Source organism: Pseudoalteromonas aurantia 208 (assembly GCF_014858725.1).
GTDB lineage: Bacteria > Pseudomonadota > Gammaproteobacteria > Enterobacterales > Alteromonadaceae > Pseudoalteromonas > Pseudoalteromonas aurantia.
Window position 1 is genome coordinate 231887 of record NZ_AQGV01000013.1, and the last position, 16751, is coordinate 248637.

The 16751-nt window shown below is 39.9% G+C and carries 19 protein-coding genes and 1 tRNA gene; 7 read left to right on the top strand and 13 right to left on the bottom strand.

Annotated features, from left to right (window positions below):
- Positions 1 to 28 precede the first annotated feature (28 nt).
- Positions 29 to 331, top strand: a complete 303-nt coding sequence (locus PAUR_RS24000) for a DUF4144 family protein (protein WP_192508787.1) — start codon at positions 29 to 31, stop codon at positions 329 to 331.
- A gap of 15 nt (positions 332 to 346) precedes the next feature.
- Here PAUR_RS24000 and PAUR_RS16190 read toward each other — a convergent pair whose 3' ends face one another.
- The 6 genes from PAUR_RS16190 to PAUR_RS16215 all read right to left on the bottom strand — a co-directional run bounded on the left by PAUR_RS16190 (position 347) and on the right by PAUR_RS16215 (position 5329).
- Entirely contained in the window at positions 347 to 1264 is a 918-nt protein-coding gene (locus PAUR_RS16190; protein ID WP_192508788.1) for a histone deacetylase family protein, read from the bottom strand.
- Positions 1265 to 1366: 102 nt separating this feature from the next.
- On the bottom strand, positions 1367 to 2923 hold the full coding sequence (locus tag PAUR_RS16195; RefSeq protein ID WP_192508789.1) for a serine hydrolase: 1557 nt from the start codon (positions 2921 to 2923) through the stop codon (positions 1367 to 1369).
- Positions 2910 to 3440: a gamma-glutamylcyclotransferase family protein gene (locus PAUR_RS16200; RefSeq protein WP_192508790.1), complete on the bottom strand. Its 531-nt coding sequence runs from the start codon at positions 3438 to 3440 to the stop codon at positions 2910 to 2912. The genes PAUR_RS16195 and PAUR_RS16200 overlap by 14 nt, the downstream gene beginning before the upstream one ends.
- Positions 3441 to 3453: 13 nt before the next feature.
- Positions 3454 to 4077, bottom strand: a complete 624-nt coding sequence (locus PAUR_RS16205) for a LysE family translocator (protein ID WP_192508791.1) — start codon at positions 4075 to 4077, stop codon at positions 3454 to 3456.
- A complete protein-coding gene (locus PAUR_RS16210) occupies positions 4061 to 4855 on the bottom strand; it encodes a hypothetical protein (RefSeq protein WP_192508792.1) in 795 nt (264 codons plus the stop codon). Before PAUR_RS16210 ends, PAUR_RS16205 begins: the two co-directional genes overlap by 17 nt.
- A gap of 3 nt (positions 4856 to 4858) precedes the next feature.
- Positions 4859 to 5329, bottom strand: a complete 471-nt coding sequence (locus PAUR_RS16215; protein ID WP_192508793.1) for a CreA family protein — start codon at positions 5327 to 5329, stop codon at positions 4859 to 4861.
- A 66-nt stretch (positions 5330 to 5395) separates the two neighbouring features.
- Between PAUR_RS16215 and PAUR_RS16220 the strand changes: the two genes are divergently transcribed.
- From PAUR_RS16220 to PAUR_RS16235, 4 genes are all read left to right on the top strand, one after another.
- Positions 5396 to 5725, top strand: a complete 330-nt coding sequence (locus PAUR_RS16220; protein ID WP_192508794.1) for a 5-carboxymethyl-2-hydroxymuconate Delta-isomerase — start codon at positions 5396 to 5398, stop codon at positions 5723 to 5725.
- 57 nt (positions 5726 to 5782) lie between these two features.
- Positions 5783 to 6493, top strand: a complete 711-nt coding sequence (locus PAUR_RS16225; protein WP_192508795.1) for a pseudouridine synthase — start codon at positions 5783 to 5785, stop codon at positions 6491 to 6493.
- Between the two features lie 125 nt (positions 6494 to 6618).
- Positions 6619 to 8250 (top strand): methyl-accepting chemotaxis protein, encoded by a 1632-nt coding sequence (locus PAUR_RS16230; RefSeq protein WP_192508796.1) that lies wholly within the window; start codon positions 6619 to 6621, stop codon positions 8248 to 8250.
- A gap of 462 nt (positions 8251 to 8712) precedes the next feature.
- A complete protein-coding gene (locus tag PAUR_RS16235; protein ID WP_192508797.1) occupies positions 8713 to 9345 on the top strand; it encodes a hypothetical protein in 633 nt (210 codons plus the stop codon).
- A 44-nt stretch (positions 9346 to 9389) separates the two neighbouring features.
- On the opposite strand, the gene PAUR_RS16240 is transcribed toward PAUR_RS16235, so the two are convergent.
- The 4 genes from PAUR_RS16240 to PAUR_RS16255 all read right to left on the bottom strand — a co-directional run bounded on the left by PAUR_RS16240 (position 9390) and on the right by PAUR_RS16255 (position 12542).
- A complete protein-coding gene (locus PAUR_RS16240; RefSeq protein ID WP_192508798.1) occupies positions 9390 to 10565 on the bottom strand; it encodes a mandelate racemase/muconate lactonizing enzyme family protein in 1176 nt (391 codons plus the stop codon).
- 8 nt (positions 10566 to 10573) lie between these two features.
- Positions 10574 to 11341, bottom strand: a complete 768-nt coding sequence (locus PAUR_RS16245) for a class II aldolase/adducin family protein (RefSeq protein ID WP_192508799.1) — start codon at positions 11339 to 11341, stop codon at positions 10574 to 10576.
- A 133-nt stretch (positions 11342 to 11474) separates the two neighbouring features.
- Entirely contained in the window at positions 11475 to 11798 is a 324-nt protein-coding gene (locus PAUR_RS16250) for a c-type cytochrome (RefSeq protein ID WP_192508800.1), read from the bottom strand.
- A gap of 204 nt (positions 11799 to 12002) precedes the next feature.
- Complete coding sequence (locus tag PAUR_RS16255; RefSeq protein ID WP_192508801.1) at positions 12003 to 12542, bottom strand: DUF2058 domain-containing protein; 540 nt, start codon at positions 12540 to 12542, stop codon at positions 12003 to 12005.
- Positions 12543 to 12786: 244 nt separating this feature from the next.
- Here PAUR_RS16255 and PAUR_RS16260 point away from each other — a divergent pair, with 244 nt between their 5' ends.
- Entirely contained in the window at positions 12787 to 13932 is a 1146-nt protein-coding gene (locus PAUR_RS16260) for an MFS transporter (protein ID WP_192508802.1), read from the top strand.
- On the opposite strand, the gene PAUR_RS16265 is transcribed toward PAUR_RS16260, so the two are convergent.
- Positions 13899 to 14399: a prolyl-tRNA synthetase associated domain-containing protein gene (locus PAUR_RS16265; protein WP_192508803.1), complete on the bottom strand. Its 501-nt coding sequence runs from the start codon at positions 14397 to 14399 to the stop codon at positions 13899 to 13901. The genes PAUR_RS16260 and PAUR_RS16265 overlap by 34 nt on opposite strands.
- Positions 14396 to 14788, bottom strand: a complete 393-nt coding sequence (locus tag PAUR_RS16270) for a hypothetical protein (RefSeq protein WP_225738460.1) — start codon at positions 14786 to 14788, stop codon at positions 14396 to 14398. Before PAUR_RS16270 ends, PAUR_RS16265 begins: the two co-directional genes overlap by 4 nt.
- Before the next feature lie 133 nt (positions 14789 to 14921).
- On the opposite strand from PAUR_RS16270, the gene PAUR_RS16275 reads away from it, so the two are divergent.
- A tRNA-Ala gene (locus tag PAUR_RS16275) sits at positions 14922 to 14997 on the top strand.
- Positions 14998 to 15049: 52 nt separating this feature from the next.
- Here the strand turns inward: PAUR_RS16275 and PAUR_RS16280 are convergent.
- Entirely contained in the window at positions 15050 to 16297 is a 1248-nt protein-coding gene (locus PAUR_RS16280; RefSeq protein WP_192508804.1) for a glutamate-5-semialdehyde dehydrogenase, read from the bottom strand.
- Positions 16298 to 16751 lie beyond the last annotated feature (454 nt).

Below are 16751 nucleotides of genomic sequence, written 5' to 3' on the forward strand. Positions count from 1 at the left end.
TCATTCATACTTTGATTAAGAACAAAAAATGACAATAAAATCCTACCCTTTAATATTATGCTTTCCAGGGAGTATTGACTTTATTTACAATGAAGAATGCTTAAAAACATCATTATATTACATTGATAAACAAACACTTAAAGATATAATTGTGATATACGAAAATGGCGAATGCTATAATTTATCACAGCAACTAGTTAGCCCAATCAACCTAGACACATTAACCCGATTAGTGCAGCAATCACTTATTAACGAAGGTCAGTGCTGCGTTGAAAAAATACTTTTAACTTCACCCTCTCAGGCTTTCCCTTTGTTAAAAAGTATTTCGTAATCTCTCTATTTTGACTCAACCATTAACCAACGCTTTAATATGCGTGACAGCACTGCGCCCCAATGCTGACAAATCATACCCACCTTCTAAATAAGAGATGATACCAAGTGCATGACTATCATTAACAAATTGCACTACTTGCTCTGTGAACCATTGATAATCTGACTCGATAAACTTCAAGCTACCCATCTCATCTTCTAAATGCGCATCAAAACCCGCGCTAATAAAAATGAGCTGAGGAGAGAATTCAATCAGTTTCGGCAACCATTGTTGAGTGAATAAAGCACGTAAATCATGACCATCACTGGCAATTGGCAGTGGTGAATTTAACACTGTATCTGTATTTTCAATCGCTGTATTTGGGTAAAAAGGATATTGAAACAAAGAGCAAAATAATACATTTGGATCTGCTTTAAAAATATCTTGTGTGCCATTACCGTGATGAACATCTATATCCAGAATCGCAACGCGCTCTACTCCCTGCTGTTTGGCATATGCAGCGGCTATCGCAACATTGTTAAATACACAAAACCCAGCAGATGTGTGCTGGTTAGCATGATGCCCTGGCGGGCGAACACTACAAAAAGCGGCATCCAAATTACCAGCCAACACTTCATCGACAGCTAAAAGACCAGCGCCAATAGCACGCTCAATGGCTTTAAATGAATCCGGACATAACCAAGTATCACCATCTAACTCACTCAGACCCTGTGTAGGTAATTGCGTCAACACTTTATCTATCAGCGCGCTATCATGCACCAAGCCTATATGTGCAAGCGTTGCCGCAGGTGCTTGTTTTTGTGCAACAGCAATATCTAATCCTGACGCCAACAATCTATCAGCTATTGCATCTAACCGAGCGGGACATTCTGGATGTTCAGTTATCATCTTATGCTTACGGCAATATGGGTGACTGATCACAGCTGTACGCATGTTAGCTCCTTTTAAGTAGTTTGATAGCAACTCATATTCTAACATGCAGTGTAGCAAAGCCGCCTGCACCGGACTTTGCGACTTTGGTGTAATGACCCGAGTTTATTTCGCCTTTAACTTCAAATCGTGAAAGTCAAAGCTAAAATCCGAAATATCTGGATTCACAAATTCCATTGTAGCATGGCTGACAGCCTGCTCTTTATTCAGTTGAAAATAAATATAGGCATCAGCTTCAAGGCGCTGCTCATCCCAGCGAATAACAAACTGATTGCCTGAAACATGTTCTAATTGGCCTTTTAACATTTTGGTATGTGTAAAATCGATACGCAACTTACCGTCCAGTGATTCAACAATAACATCTCCATACCACTGGCTCGTGAGCGTCCCAGTATAATATTGCAGCGGTAATGGCGCTTGCTTTACCGCTGGCGAAACAACCCCAGCCTCCGCGTACAACTTCGCCTTCTCTGACTTATATTCAGTGGCTAATAATGTAACCCAATCTTTATCTGTTCTCCCCAAAGCATCTTCAAATACTTCATGGATTATCGCTGTCAGTGCTGGATATGCTTGTTGATTTGATAACACCACTACACCTAGTTTTTTCTCTGGGATCATCGCCACTTGTGATACCATCCCTAAGATCCCACCACCATGGCCTAGCTTTTTATAACCAAAATAATCTTCGATAGCCCAGCCAAGACCATACCCTCGAAACTGCTGACGATAGGCATCAAACGATGACTGCTTGGGCAACCTCATAATATGAGGGTGCCACATTTGCACCTGATGTTCGGCATTATACAATTGCGCTCCTTGTGGTGTTTTACCAGCGGCTAATTGCGTCAACAACCACTTGCTCATATCATCTACATTGGATGCAATTGCACCGGCACCACGAAAGTCTTGCAAATAGTCGACAAAAAAAGGCGTTAGCTTGCCATTATCAGGGATATTACCTGTCGCCCAATTCTTATTATCCTTTTCGATACGTGAGAATCCCGCTTTCGACGCTTGCATGCCTAATATTTTAAAAATGCGCCGCTCAACAAATTCACGCCAGCTTACACCAGATACTCGAGCGATCACTTCACCTGCAACAACAAACATTAAATTGTTATATGCATATTCACTACGAAAGCTGGAAGCTGGGGGAATATGCTGTAACCCTTGGATAATATCTTGCACTGATTTATCCGTATCAGGCCAAATCATCAAATCGCCAGCACCTAACCCCAACCCACTACGGTGGCTTAATAAATCTCTGATAGTCATATGTGCTGTTGCATACTCATCGTACAGACGAAACTCAGGTAAATGTTGAGTCACTTTGTCGTCCCAACTTAATTTTCCGTCATCTATGAGCATAGCAATGCTAGCAGCAGTAAATGCTTTAGAGTTTGAGGCTATACCGAACAGTGTATACTCATCTACTTTAGCGCCCGAAACGATATCTCTGACACCATAGCCTTTTGACAATACGACCTGATCATTCTCCACAACAGCAATCGCAATACCTGGAATATCAAATTGCGCCATCGCAGCATGAACAGCTTTATCGACATCGGCAACATTCACTGTTACCTGATCTTTCGCCTCTGCAAATTCGCTCTGCACTAACAGAAGAGCGGTTGCGACTAACGTTCTAAAAGGTTTCATTATTTTTTACTTCTTTATTTTTATAAATCGAAAGCTCATTCGCTGAACGGCATTTTTGCACATCAACAACACTACGCTGTTGCTGAATGCATTCTAAATAAGGTAGCGGAAAGCCATGCTCCAACGCGCCCGCATACACATGCTGAACATACCAATCAAATGGCAGCTGATCCGCAATAAACGTATTTGCAATGTAACAATATGCGCTCACCTGTTCTCCTGAGATCAGCTGCACCAAGATCTCAGTTCGGTCGTAACGAGTCCCTTCAATATTATCAAGCAACAATTGTTCCTGCGCGTTCAAGGCATAGAGCACACCAAAAACCACGCTATGCTCAGAATGGGTTCGGTGAATATTGCATTTTGCGGAACCATCTGTACTTAACATTGAAAAATTAAGTTCAAAACCATACAACTGTGCGACACCCACTTTTTTGGCCTGCGGCAAGCGCGCAAGCAGTCGTTTACTCGACATATTTGAGCCAAACGCAAAATTATAATAAGTCGCTATTTTCATTGTTGAGTACTCATTAAATAACGACTCTAATCGCCAGTGCAATTAAAATCACGCCTATTCCTCTATCAAACCAATGACCCGCTTTGTGAAAAAATGCCCGTACAGTATCTTTAGTTAGCATGACCGATAAGAAAGAAAACCACAGCCATGTGGCTATGGCCATATAGCCACCATATATCGCCTGCACATAACTGGGTGTATCTGCGGAAATAACTAACGTAAACAAAGATAAGAAAAATAAGGTTGCTTTAGGATTTAATGCATTCACTAAAAAACCGCGGCGTAATGCCATAAAGTTAGATTCAATATGTGCAGTATGCTGAGGCTGTGCAACAGAGTTCGTATTGGCTTGCGCCTGCAATGCTTGCAGCCCCATGTACGCTAAATACGCACCCGCGACATATTTTAAAACATTAAAGGCAGCCTCTGACTGAGCTAATAAAATAGCAACACCAAATAGACAGTAAGTAACATGTACAAGAATTCCCAGTGCGACCCCCGCACTAGTCCATAAAGCATTTGCGCGCCCTTGCTGGACGCTTTGTTTTAACACAAGTGCAAAATCAGGACCTGGGCTTGCTACCGCAAAAAAATGCGCTATCGCTATCAGCAAAAACTCATCAAGATAGGCGAGCATGACGCTGCTCCTCAAGGGCCAACAATATTGGGTTTGGCGTGTCATTAATATACAATTTCAACTGCTTTTGTGCTTTTTTGTAAACGCTGCGCAAGTGAGGCTTCAAATGCTTTTTACCATCAACTTGAGGTTTGAAATGACAAATTAACGCGTGCATAAAAACGGTTTGTGGTTCAGTCAACGCTGCCTGACGGTTCGCATATGGATTATAACATGACCCACATCCGCCCTTAAACTGATACACCGTATTACTCATCATGACACCAAACCCCAAAAAACAAGCCAACGCATCGCTTGCTGCGGCAATTTGCTCCTCACCTCCTGGGGGTAACACGCCTCGATGGTAAATCATCACAGTGGCGAGCGAGCCAGCAAAGCTCGCAACTAAATCTTGTGGCTGATTGATCTGATTAGGGTTATAAGACAATTGCATATTCAGTGCAGGGGGGTTAACTAATTTCGCTTTTTCACCCCGTATTTCATCAATAAAGCTAAACATAGGCATACTTTGTTGCGGCATATGTTGTTGCGGGTTAACCACACTAATTGGCCATGCTTGCATGCCCGCATAATGGCTTACTCGATTAAATACGGTACTGGCCATCTGTTCGACACTCGTTACTTGGTCTGGAAAAAATGCGCCTGTGGGCTCAATGATCTGAGTTTCAGTCATAAAATATTGGCCATCAAACTGCTCACATGCCCATACAAAAGTGTCAATTAGCCACTCAACTTCTGAGTCGCTTAATAATGGTTGTGATTTAAAAAGTGTCAACATAACTTACTTTGCCTTATTTGCCCATTCCCATGCCTGTGTGCCGTACAATGGTACAGTAGACAGGGCATGGTGGTGACTACCACTGGTCTCTTTTGTTGAATACGATAAATAAATTAAACTACGTGTCGGTGCGTCAAAAATACGTCTCACTTTGAGTGACTTAAATAAAATGCTTTTCGAGGTTTTAAATACAATTTCACCACTTTTCGACAAATCAATCTCCTGTAACTGCGCAGCAGTTATTGGGCCTGTTTGGCGGCAGGCAATAGACATATCAGAGGGGTCTGAAAAATCAAGATCTGCTTCAACATGGCTAATATGACAAGTCACGCCGCTGACCAACGGGTCTTGCTGAGCTGACACAACAACATCTTTGGTGGTGAATAATCCTAGACTTACTTTCGCTGCATCATCTGAACATGCAGATAAACTACTAATGCACAGTAATAACCCAACAAGTTTATAATTAAACATTTGGCTTTGCTCCTTAACTTCCTTAATATAATTGGCATTTACGCATAAACTACACAATAAGTCACCATGCCACACCTGATCATTGAACATTCTCATAACTTGCCCATTTGTGACAATGACCTATTAGAAAGTCTACATAATGCTGCTGCGTCAACGCTATTATTTGACCCAAGCATGATAAAGTCACGCTTGATTCAATTTCAGCAATACAAACTTGGTAATGAAAAGTGCGGTTTTGTTCATGTGCAAGCGCATATCATGACTGGTCGAACTATCGAGCAAAAGCAGCACCTCAGCGACACTTTATTTCAACAACTGCAAATACAGCTGACCGACAAATGGCAATTAAGTGTTCACATTTACGATTTAATACCACAAATATATCGAAAAAACTGAACTGAGTCGGTAGCTATCGTATAATAGAGTATTAGTTACATTTTCGAATGAGTTTATATGAAATTTCCATGTCGAATTGACAAGTTTGTCAGTCATCTAACCGAGCTTCCACGGACTAAAGTCAAAGCTGGTATCAAAAAAAATAAAGTCACCGTTAACGGCGAAACAATTACTAAGTTTGACCATTCCATCACTCAAGATGATGTCATTACTTGGCAAGGAGAGCAAATAAAGTACTTAGGAAAACGCTATTTTATGCTCAATAAACCCGCAGGTTATGTGTGTGCAAACAGTGACGAATTACATGCAACTGTGTTCGATTTATTACATGAAACAAACTTAAAAGATTTTCATGTTGCGGGTCGTCTCGATCTTGATACAACGGGACTTGTGTTACTAACAAATGACGGAGAATGGTCGCATCAGATTACGTCCCCAAAAAAACAAAAGTACAAAACCTACCTTGTTGAAACTAAAGAAGTAATAACCGAGGATTCATTACAACAGCTACGCCATGGCGTACAACTTCATAATGAAAAAATGCCAACATCACCAGCGTTGGTTGAACAACTTGCAAGTTATAGCTTACGCCTTTCTATTTATGAAGGTAAGTATCATCAAGTGAAAAGAATGTTAGCAGCTGTTGGTAATAAAGTTGTTGAATTACATAGAGAAAATATTGCAGGCATCGAGCTTGATCCAACACTCGAAGCGGGTGAATACCGATTACTTTCAGAGCATGAAGTCAACATAATCAATGCAAGGTAACCGTATTTTTATGGGATTATGAGTAAATATCATCTCATTTTCCCCAAAAATGCGTTATATCTTACTTACATGATAACGATAAACATGATAGTTGTTAAAGCTAAGCATGTTTAAAGGGGTTTTTTGTGTTTTCATCATTTACTTTAAGAATTAAAATAATATTTTTCGCAGCGGCTTTTTTTCTCTCACTGTTATTGGTCGCAATTTTAGGCTTACAATCATTACGTCACGCAAGTGAAGCCGATAATATTGCCCGCATCAATCAACTAATGAAAAGCACCGTTAATATTGTTGAGCAATTTGAGCAATACGTTAAGCGCAACGAGTTATCAGAACCTCTCGCAAAAAAGCTCGCTATCGAAATGCTACGTAATAACAAATATCATGATTCAGAATATGTATATGTTGTTGACGAAAAACTGAATTTTATCGCAACGCCACATGATCCCCAATTACACGGCACAAGCTTTAATGACTTTAAAGACGCCAAAGGGCAAAGTATTGGAAAAATGGTTGAACGCCTTGTTGGCAGAAAAACCAATCAAATAATTACCTATCACTGGGATTCTGTACGCAATAATGAAACAGTTGACCTTACCTCTGTAGTACAAAAAACAACTGAATTTGGCTGGTATATCGGTACCGGCATCAGTTATAAAGAAGTCGATGAAAGGTACTGGAATACCGCGCAATGGTTACTCACACTCTCACTCATCATTGCGGTGGTTTTGACATTTGCGTTAAGTAAATTCGGAATTGGCTTATCAAATAAGCTAGGCGGTGAACTAAATGATGTACTCACGATCGTCAATCAAGTCTCTAGGGGTAACCTTACATCACCTATCAATACGCTATCAGCGCATCGAGACAGTATGATTTCCGCGATGGATTATATGCAAAAAGGTTTACAAGGTGTCGTTGGGGGGATTGTTACTGTCAGTGATTCACTTAAAGTACAGAGCTTTGATGGTGAGAAACGCTCAGATGAACTAGAGCAGCTAACACAGAGCTTAAGCGAAGAAACACAAATGGTTGCATCTGCAATTACTGAGCTTACGGCATCGGCCCACACGGTAGTGGAACATGCTGAACAAGCTGCTAATTCTGTCCAAGAAGCTGAAAGTCAGGGACAAAATGCAGATAGATTGACATCAAATGCAGCCGAGGCAATTGAAGTGCTTGAGCAACAAATTGACAATGCCGGCAATAACATCCAATTACTAGATGAAGAAGTGAACAATATCGCCAATGTACTGAGTGTTATTCAGAGTATTGCTGAACAAACCAACTTACTTGCATTGAATGCTGCGATTGAAGCTGCCCGTGCTGGAGAACAAGGGCGAGGGTTTGCAGTCGTAGCAGATGAAGTGAGGCAACTTGCTCAAAGAACGCAAACGAGTACAGAAGAAATTCATACTATGATTGGTAAACTTCAAACCGCGACGCAAGATGCCAAGTCTTCAGTATCATTGAGTATTACCACAAGTGAGAAAACCGTAACTATGTCTAAAGAAGCCAGCGAAGAGTTACGTCGTGTTGCAAACTCATTAGGTGCAATATCACAAATGAGTCATCAAATTGCGCATGCAGCTAAAGAGCAACTTGATGCAGGGGAGGACACTGCAAGACGGATCGTGACTATTTCTGATACCGCCTCGCAAACAGCAAACGTTTCTCAGCAAGCTCACCATGCAACAGATAGCATCAAAGAGCTAACGGCTAAATTAGAACAAGAAATGGATAAATTCAGTTATTAAACCGGCGTCCCCTAACCAACTACCGACAGAATAAAAGCACTGCTAACATTGTAGTGCTTTAGCTTATTAGAAAAAAATTAAAAAAAATCAAATGATTAAATACATATTTATTAATGCTCATCAAAAAGATAGGCATTTCTAAAAAAGTTTAATTAATTCATTTTTATTTTTGTTTATTTAGTGTTAAATTCTTATAAGCTTGAAGGTCGTTGTTACATATTATTCATTTTAAAAATATCAATACTACCAGTAATTCTGATTGATTTAAGTATTTTGGGATTTTATGTAACTTAAAACCACCTTTTCGCGCTAAACTTTTTTAGAAGGAATATCGAAGATGAAAACACTATCAACAGATCTATGTAAAAAAGTCTGCGGCGCAAATATATGGGCTCCGGAGAAACCAATCGTAGCGCACAAACCAGTGAAATGTAACCTCGGTCAAAAACGTGGCTAAATACGATGAAATCTGAGAAAAGCTTGTACCGACTACTATTGATTTATGCAGTATCAATAGTTACTTTGTTTATCGTAAAGGACGACCCTGCTATTTTCACCTATTCACTATTTGCACTGGGTGTATTGGCCTTATTTCTAGCTCTTAGAATTGGTGATGTTAACATTGCCACAATTATTGTTTTAGTCGCACTATCACCACTGGCTGAACTCATTATTTTTGGCTTTGGACTAGTTGATTTAAGGTCATCGGATGGTGATCGCTTAATACAAAACAGCATTATTTTTGGTACCCACTTTGTAATTGATGTCATTGTCCTAGTACCTATGACTTATCGCGTTGAAATATCTAAAAAACTATTTCCAATAGCAAAAATTAAATACAACATTGCTGATAGCTTGTTACCGTGGGTACAACTTATTGGTATATTCGTCAGCGTTTTTGCATTAGTGGAAAATTATTTACGAAATGCAAAAGACTATGATATTGCTTTCTTCTTTTATTCTTTTTCGATATCCGGTTACATCGTGTATTCTTTCTCTGCTATTTTAATAACCATCTTGTTAGCAATGGCTTACAAAGACTATTATGGCTTTAAGACACCAACCCTACTATCAAGGTCGTCTAAGCGATTGTGATAAATAAAGGGCCTAACAGGCCCGTTATTTAAACTTTGCTATCGCTATTTAATTTCAACCCTTTGTGAACGCATGACGATTTCATCATTCAACTCAATACCAATTCCAGGCTCTTCTGATACTTTGAAAACCCCTTTCTCAGGTTGTGGGTCTTGAATACATAGCTCTCTATTCCACTTTTTAATCGCATAGGTATGGTGCTCGTGAATTAAAAAGTTTGGAATCGCTGTTTCTAAATGTAGCGATGCAGCGGTCGCAACAGGCCCACCGCATACATGCGCTTGTACACGAACATCAAAAATATCAGCATAATCACATACTTTTTTCGTTTCAGTAAAGCCACCACATAAGCCAACATCAGGCTGTAATACATCAATACTTTGATCTTCAAAGTACGGTCGAACTCCCCAGCGATTATATAGACGTTCGCCACCAGCAATTGGCACAGCAACTTTATCAGCCACTTTTGCATGTAAAGAGTGGTTAAGATAATTAACCGGCTCTTCGTAGAACATACAATCAAATTCTTGTGCAATTTCCCCAATTTGAATCGCAGAGGTTGCACCTGGTAAGCTATGACACTCAAATATTATGTCAACTTCATCACCAACAGCCTCACGTATTGCTTGCATACGCGCCCGATACAATTTCATCTCAGGACGTGAAATAAGCTTAGTACGGTCATAATACGTGTTACCCGCCTTGTCATACATAATTGGATCAACTTTAACCGCATCATACCCTTGTGCGACTGCTTTTAAAGCAGCTTCAGCATACTCTTGAGGTTGCACAAGCGCCTTGAATTCATCATCCCAATCAAACTGTAGCTGTGATGCATAGGTGCGTAACTCAGGGTTTACCTTACCGCCCAATAGTTGATATACAGGTAATTTCAATGCCTTACCTTTAATGTCCCATAGGGCGATATCAATTGCGCTCATCGCTGCATAAACGACAGGCCCCCCTCCTAATCCCCAAAAACTCTCTCGAAGCATACGTGACCAGAGTAATTCAGTTTGAAATGGGTCATGACCGATCAGAAAGGCTTCAGCCATCTCTTTAATCATACTAGCGGCAGCACTGTGTCCTAAATCATACGCGAGACCTGCCTCCCCTACTCCTGAGATACCTTCGTCTGTATGAATACGAATAAAGACAGGGGTCCAAGCAGGTCGTTCTGGACAATGAATATCAAATACTTCGACGCGATTAATTTTCATGTAAACTCCTATTTAGCAAAGCCTGAGTCAAGACGATATGCCTTTCTTAGCATAGCAGGCCAGGCTAACTGCCCTCCGGTACTGCCGCTATGTACTACGCTTGCTTGTTTATAAATATTGTCAATAATGGGCTGTGGTACTTGTACTGATTGCTGTCCAGTCGCTTGGATAGCCACTTGGATTTCACACGCTCGTTGTAAATCATAAAAACGCATAAACGCATCTCCAACAGTGGGACCAACCGTTAAACCACCATGATTGACGAGTAACATGTGGTTTGTTAGACCTAAATCATCTTGTAAGCGTTGCCTTTCATCATCATTCACTGCTAACCCTTCATAGCCATGATAAGACAATGACGGAAGAGAAAACATTGAGTGCTGACTTAAGGGCAACAGTCCTCCTTCACAGCTTGCAACAGCTATCGTTTCTTTAGTATGTAAATGAATCACGCAATGTGCATCTTCACGAACTTCATGTATCGCACTGTGAATGGTAAATCCAGCTGGGTTTATTTCAAATGGCGTGTCATCAATAATATTACCCGATAAATCAACTTTCACTAGGTTAGACGCAGTGACCTCATCAAAGCTTAAACCAAAGGCATTAACAAGATAATGATCTGTACCGGGTAATCTTGCTGACATATGCGTGTAGATTAGGTCTCCCCACCGCATGTGCTCAACCAGTCGATAACATGCAGCTAAGTCAATTCTCAACCGCCACTCTTGTTCAGTTACCTTACCTTTAAGATCAAGTTTTGGTAGCTCAAACATGTACGTTCCTTTTCGTTTAGTAATACACCCATATATATAGATGTTTAGAAGTCTAAATGACTAGCGCCTTTTGTTCAATTAAAAATAAAAACCACCGACGTGCGGTGGTTTTTATTTTTTACTAAATTAAGTGCTACTTAACTTTTGATAAATACTCTGCAATCGCGTCAATTTCTGCATCAGACACATTGGCTACCATGGCTTTCATAGCCATAGACATCCCGTTATTACGTTTTCCCGACTTGATGTCTTTCATTTGCGCAACTAAGTAATCTTTGTTTTGACCATTCAACTTTGGATACATCCCCATAATAGGTGCTTTCCCTTCTGCACCGTGACATGTTTGGCACATTTTCGCTGTATACAAAGCTGCACCGTCAGCTGCATTTACTCCCGCTGACCCCATTGTCAATATCGCTATACCAGCCCCTATAATCACTTGCTTCATCTTACTCATAACTTTACTCTTTTTATTAATAAACGGATAAATCTTTTATAGTGTAGACCAATAACTTTCACTACACATACGCACACATCAAGTTAAAAGGTCATCACAGCAGCATTAAATTACAGCCTTTTGTGTCTATAAAGAAAGGTTAAGGCCTAACAGCTCAGCATTAAAATATGTCGCTTTGAAACATAGATAAAGGGACCTAAAGCGTTACCAGACTAAATCATCTGGAATTTCGTAATCTGCATATGGGTCGTTTTCATCAGGCCCTTGACTATCATCTTCAACATGAAACACGATGTATTTCTCATCAACCTCTGCAACTTTTCTAGCAGGTTCATCTTGTAAAACAAAAAACTGCCCTTCTAAAACACAAATAGCCAGACGCCCTTTTGATAACGCATTTTTAGTTGGCTCATCAACATCGAGTTCTTTTACTTTCTTGTTGTAAGTGAAGTTAAATGTTAGCTCTCCACGGATTTTATCTTGATTATGATGCTCTAAGATTTGTTTTACCCGTGCAACTTGCTCACGCTCTTTAATTTCAGCTTTTCTCGCCTCATTTTGCTCTTCAGCTTTTTGCTGTTGTTCTAATTTTGTTTGCGCGATGTGTTTTTGTAAATCACTCGGGTCGCTGGTTGCCCCTTTCTTCTTTTTCTTTTGCGCTTTGCGCTTTTCAGACTTAGCGACTTTCGCTTTATGCTCTGATGTTAAACCTGCTTTCAAAAGCTGATCTTGTAATGAACCCATAATCCTATGCTCCATGAAAATATAATGCGCTATATTTTAACCTAGTTGATTTTTTTCACCAGACGCAAAATATAATTTTCTGCGGCTGATTTGCAATATTGGGCACAGCCAATAATTTAACAAGTTCAATGCCTGACACTATGATTTAGCGCAACTAATTGGTTACTATTTAATTTAAAGTTATCATAGCCACTCAATGCTTTTAGAGAGCACTCCCCCACCGACTTAATTGTTAGGTTTATGTATGCCCATATTACTGCTACTTTGCTGCTCAATTTTTACATTTTTTGTACTGTACGCGCCCCAACCATTACTCATGGTGTTTGCCACACAATTTGGGGTGAGTGTTGCCAGCAGTGGCAGTTTAATGTCTATTACTATGCTCCCTTTGGCAATTGCCCCTATCTTTTATGGGCTATTATTTGCCCATCACAATGCTCTACACATACTGAAATATGCAATGCTGATGCTGGCAGCCACATGCATCATATTCGTTTACGTCCCAAACTTTGAGTTACTGTTACTCACACGATTTCTTCAGGGCCTGATTTTACCTGCTATTTTAACAGCACTGACAAGCTATATTGGTCAGCAGTATCAAGGTAAAGCGCTGCATAAAAATATGACTCGTTATATTGCCAGTACGATTATAGGAGGGTATTTCGGTCGGATGCTCGCAGCAAACTTTGCTAGTTTTTACAGTTGGGAAAGTTTTTATTATGTTATTGCCACAGCTTTAACCGTGCTCGCGATAACAATCAATGTACATCTTTTTGAAAAAAACACTCATCCTATTTCATCTCCTAGAGAGTACTTAAAACCACTCAAAGAACCGACTCTATTGAGGTTGTACTTAGCTGTCTTTTGTATGTTTTTCTGTTTCTCTGCATTACTAAATTACCTCCCATTTATACTTTCAACACAGTTCAGTATTATAGATAGTCGGCTTATTGGTTGGATTTATAGCGGCTATTTTGTAGGTGCTATATTGTCACTTACTACTCCATTACTAAAACGCCACCTGTACAATAACTGGCTATTTCTAACTGTTATTTTTTCAGTATATAGTGGCTCAATTATCGTATTAGATACGACTAGCATCAGCATTTTTGTCAGCGCTTTTACACTTTTCTGCGCGTGTATGTTTATGATCCATGCTACAGCGGCGCCGTTAGCAAATGTATTGAGTACAGCGCCCGTTTCGGTAACCAATGGTGCGTATGTGTCGTTTTATTATACTGGAGGAGCGCTTGGTTCTTATTTCCCAGGGTTAGTCATAGAACATTTGGGGTATCATGCCTTTATAATCAATTTATTTGTTTTATGCCTATGTGGTCTTCTTTTGATTCATAAAAACTATAAACAAGGAATATCAACCACTTTGGGGTAATGGCCTGTATGACGCCAAAATGTATACAAATCATATTGCTGTATCACCCATGTTTTATCATTTTCTAATGGGTGACATTGCCATTCTAATTCATTCAATAAACCACTGTCTAACCACAATTCTACTGAATTGTTAATATCATTTACCAACGACAAAGCCGAGACACAACCCGGTTTAACACCTAGATATTTGTCTAACCTTTCTGGTGATGCTAACCCTAAGCGAGATAACTTCTGTTGACTAGATAACGCTTTAAGATTGACTTTCAATTGTGCTCGAGTCAAACAAAGAATATGTTGTTTACCTCGATTATCACGTAAAAATAAGTTTTTTATCTGCACTCCTGAACGCTTAAGCCCTAATCTCTGTGCGTCAGTACAAGTAGGTAGCGGTTCATGCTCATAACTTTTGAATTCAATACTCAGTGTACTCAATAAGGCTTTTAACTTGACCTGTTCTTTATTCATGAACACGCACCACGTAATTGTACACTTCTATTTCGCCAAAATACCTGATGCACTTCGTACCCTTTCTGGCAATATTGCTGCGTTTCAAGTTCAGCTTCTAGCAACGTCACGGCTTCTTCTTCAAGCGCTAACTTTAATGCTGGTGAGTCCTCTACTCGCTCATGCTCTGCGAAACGTTTTAACTCTCTACGCGTCATTGGTTTTTGGCTATTCACTTTCATCATGGGAGTTGCGGCAACAGTGACTATGAAAGCAAAGAGTTCATCACCTTGTTTAGATTTCTTAGTATGCAAAACTTGTTTTTCGATACTGTAACTTTCTTTTGGTGCACTACTACAACCCAACATTAATACAATGCAACTGAAAATAACAAAAAGATTTTTAGTCAAAATTATCTACTCCATTAACTGCTTATGGCAGTCTAACAAAGCTCACGTAAAAAATATCAATTTTTTAATATTGAAATCGCTTGACTATTATAGAGAAACGCTATAAATTTCGCTTCGTCTTTTGACGGAATGTGGGGCTATAGCTCAGCTGGGAGAGCGCCTGCCTTGCACGCAGGAGGTCAGCAGTTCGATCCTGCTTAGCTCCACCACTTTCCGTTTAAATTTCACTATCAGCTAACTCCTTTTAGCTGCTATTCAAAATTACTCTCTTATTTGCCCTGTTCCTGTCACTAAGAACTTTTCAGTTGTTAATGATTCTAGACCCATTGGTCCGTACGCATGCAATTTTGTTGTGGCAATGCCAATTTCAGCACCTAGTCCTAGCTCTGCCCCATCGGAAAAACGAGATGACGCATTAACCATCACAACCGATGCATCGACACTTCTTTGGAACAATACTGCCGCGGTATTATCTTCAGTACAAATTACTTCTGTGTGATTGCTGCCAAACTGTGCTATATGTGCAATTGCACCAGCAAAGTCTGGGACAATACGAATGGCAACTTCTAAACTTAAATACTCTTGTCCAAATTCATCATCATTAATCACTACCGCCTGTTTAAAGTACTTTGCTGCTGACGCACCAGTATTCACTTTCACCTTTTGTTTCTCAAAAGCACTGGCAAGCATTGGCATAAACTGAGTGGCGATGGCTTCATGAACAATAATCGCTTCTAATGCGTTACATACACCTGTTCTTTGCGTCTTACCATTTATAGCCAAGCTCAATGCTATTTCTAAATCAGCAGCTTTATCAATGTATAAGTGACACACCCCTTTGAAGTGTTGAATAACAGGTACTGTACTATTTTCCGTCACAAAATTTATCAACCCCTCTCCACCTCTTGGGATGATCAAGTCTATCAGTCCTTTTTGTTGCATAAGCTCCATAAGCAAGGCTCGGTCTGGGTCTGGGACAATCGAAATAAGGGCAGCAGGTAGTGCGTGTCGTACTAACACGTCATGCATTACCGATGCAATTGCTTGAGAGCTACCTAAAGCCTCTCTACCACCACGTAAAATAACGCCATTTCCAGATTTAAAGCACAGCGCACCCGCGTCAGCTGTCACATTAGGCCGAGCTTCATAAATCATACATATTACACCCAGCGGAACGCGCATTTTATTAATTTGAATACCATTTGGTCTGGTGCCAAATTCTCTTAAGCACCCAACCGGATCTTCTAATTCAGCGATCGTTTCGATACCTTGCGCCATGCTTTCTATCCGTTCAGGAGTCAGGGTGAGTCTATCTATCATGGCATTCGGTAATTGATTATCTCTTGCTCGTGATAAATCAGCTTCATTAGCAAGTAAAATAGCAGCTTGCTCCTGTCGTAGACTTACTGCCATATCTAACAAGACTGTGTTCTTTTTCTCTGTACTTAATAATGCCAATTGCTTTGCTGCCGACGCAGCCCCTGCTGATAACTCCGTAATTAAGCTCATGATTATACTTTCTCTAATTTTGAATACGCTACATCCAATACTTATCAGTTAACTGTAGCGGTTTCTTATTTGTAATGAAGACCTTATGCAAAAAAATAACGCCCAAATTAATAATGGCTTTGCACCAAAATTACGGACTATCTCCCCTAAAGCATAGGCCTGGCGACCCACTGACCTATAGTTATAACTTGGTTAACGGCTAAAATCACGAGAAACTATATCAAACTGATAAAAACTCATCTTAAAATCAGCTGTCCCTCTAGGGCTTAGTCCCTATTTATAGTTAAACCTTCGTTTCTTTATCTGCATCTGAGTTGAATATACATTCAACCCCATTTTCATTTGAATTTTCATTACTAAGTGCGAGTAAAAGGTCTATTGTTAAAGGGAGGAATCTATTCAAAAAACAATATCAAATTGTTTTCTATTCACTTAACTATGCTATAACCGCTAG

Coding starts and splice junctions, on each gene's coding strand:
- PAUR_RS16200 (WP_192508790.1), bottom strand. CDS start 3,440: ATGAAAATAGCGACTTATTATAATTTTGCGTTTGGCTCAAATATGTCG.
- PAUR_RS16250 (WP_192508800.1), bottom strand. CDS start 11,798: ATGAGTAAGATGAAGCAAGTGATTATAGGGGCTGGTATAGCGATATTG.
- PAUR_RS16265 (WP_192508803.1), bottom strand. CDS start 14,399: ATGAATAAAGAACAGGTCAAGTTAAAAGCCTTATTGAGTACACTGAGT.
- PAUR_RS16210 (WP_192508792.1), bottom strand. CDS start 4,855: ATGTTGACACTTTTTAAATCACAACCATTATTAAGCGACTCAGAAGTT.
- PAUR_RS16205 (WP_192508791.1), bottom strand. CDS start 4,077: ATGCTCGCCTATCTTGATGAGTTTTTGCTGATAGCGATAGCGCATTTT.
- PAUR_RS16235 (WP_192508797.1), top strand. CDS start 8,713: ATGAAATCTGAGAAAAGCTTGTACCGACTACTATTGATTTATGCAGTA.
- PAUR_RS16280 (WP_192508804.1), bottom strand. CDS start 16,297: ATGAGCTTAATTACGGAGTTATCAGCAGGGGCTGCGTCGGCAGCAAAG.
- PAUR_RS16195 (WP_192508789.1), bottom strand. CDS start 2,923: ATGAAACCTTTTAGAACGTTAGTCGCAACCGCTCTTCTGTTAGTGCAG.
- PAUR_RS16225 (WP_192508795.1), top strand. CDS start 5,783: ATGAAATTTCCATGTCGAATTGACAAGTTTGTCAGTCATCTAACCGAG.
- PAUR_RS24000 (WP_192508787.1), top strand. CDS start 29: ATGACAATAAAATCCTACCCTTTAATATTATGCTTTCCAGGGAGTATT.
- PAUR_RS16245 (WP_192508799.1), bottom strand. CDS start 11,341: ATGTTTGAGCTACCAAAACTTGATCTTAAAGGTAAGGTAACTGAACAA.
- PAUR_RS16220 (WP_192508794.1), top strand. CDS start 5,396: ATGCCACACCTGATCATTGAACATTCTCATAACTTGCCCATTTGTGAC.
- PAUR_RS16190 (WP_192508788.1), bottom strand. CDS start 1,264: ATGCGTACAGCTGTGATCAGTCACCCATATTGCCGTAAGCATAAGATG.
- PAUR_RS16255 (WP_192508801.1), bottom strand. CDS start 12,542: ATGGGTTCATTACAAGATCAGCTTTTGAAAGCAGGTTTAACATCAGAG.
- PAUR_RS16240 (WP_192508798.1), bottom strand. CDS start 10,565: ATGAAAATTAATCGCGTCGAAGTATTTGATATTCATTGTCCAGAACGA.
- PAUR_RS16260 (WP_192508802.1), top strand. CDS start 12,787: ATGCCCATATTACTGCTACTTTGCTGCTCAATTTTTACATTTTTTGTA.
- PAUR_RS16215 (WP_192508793.1), bottom strand. CDS start 5,329: ATGTTTAATTATAAACTTGTTGGGTTATTACTGTGCATTAGTAGTTTA.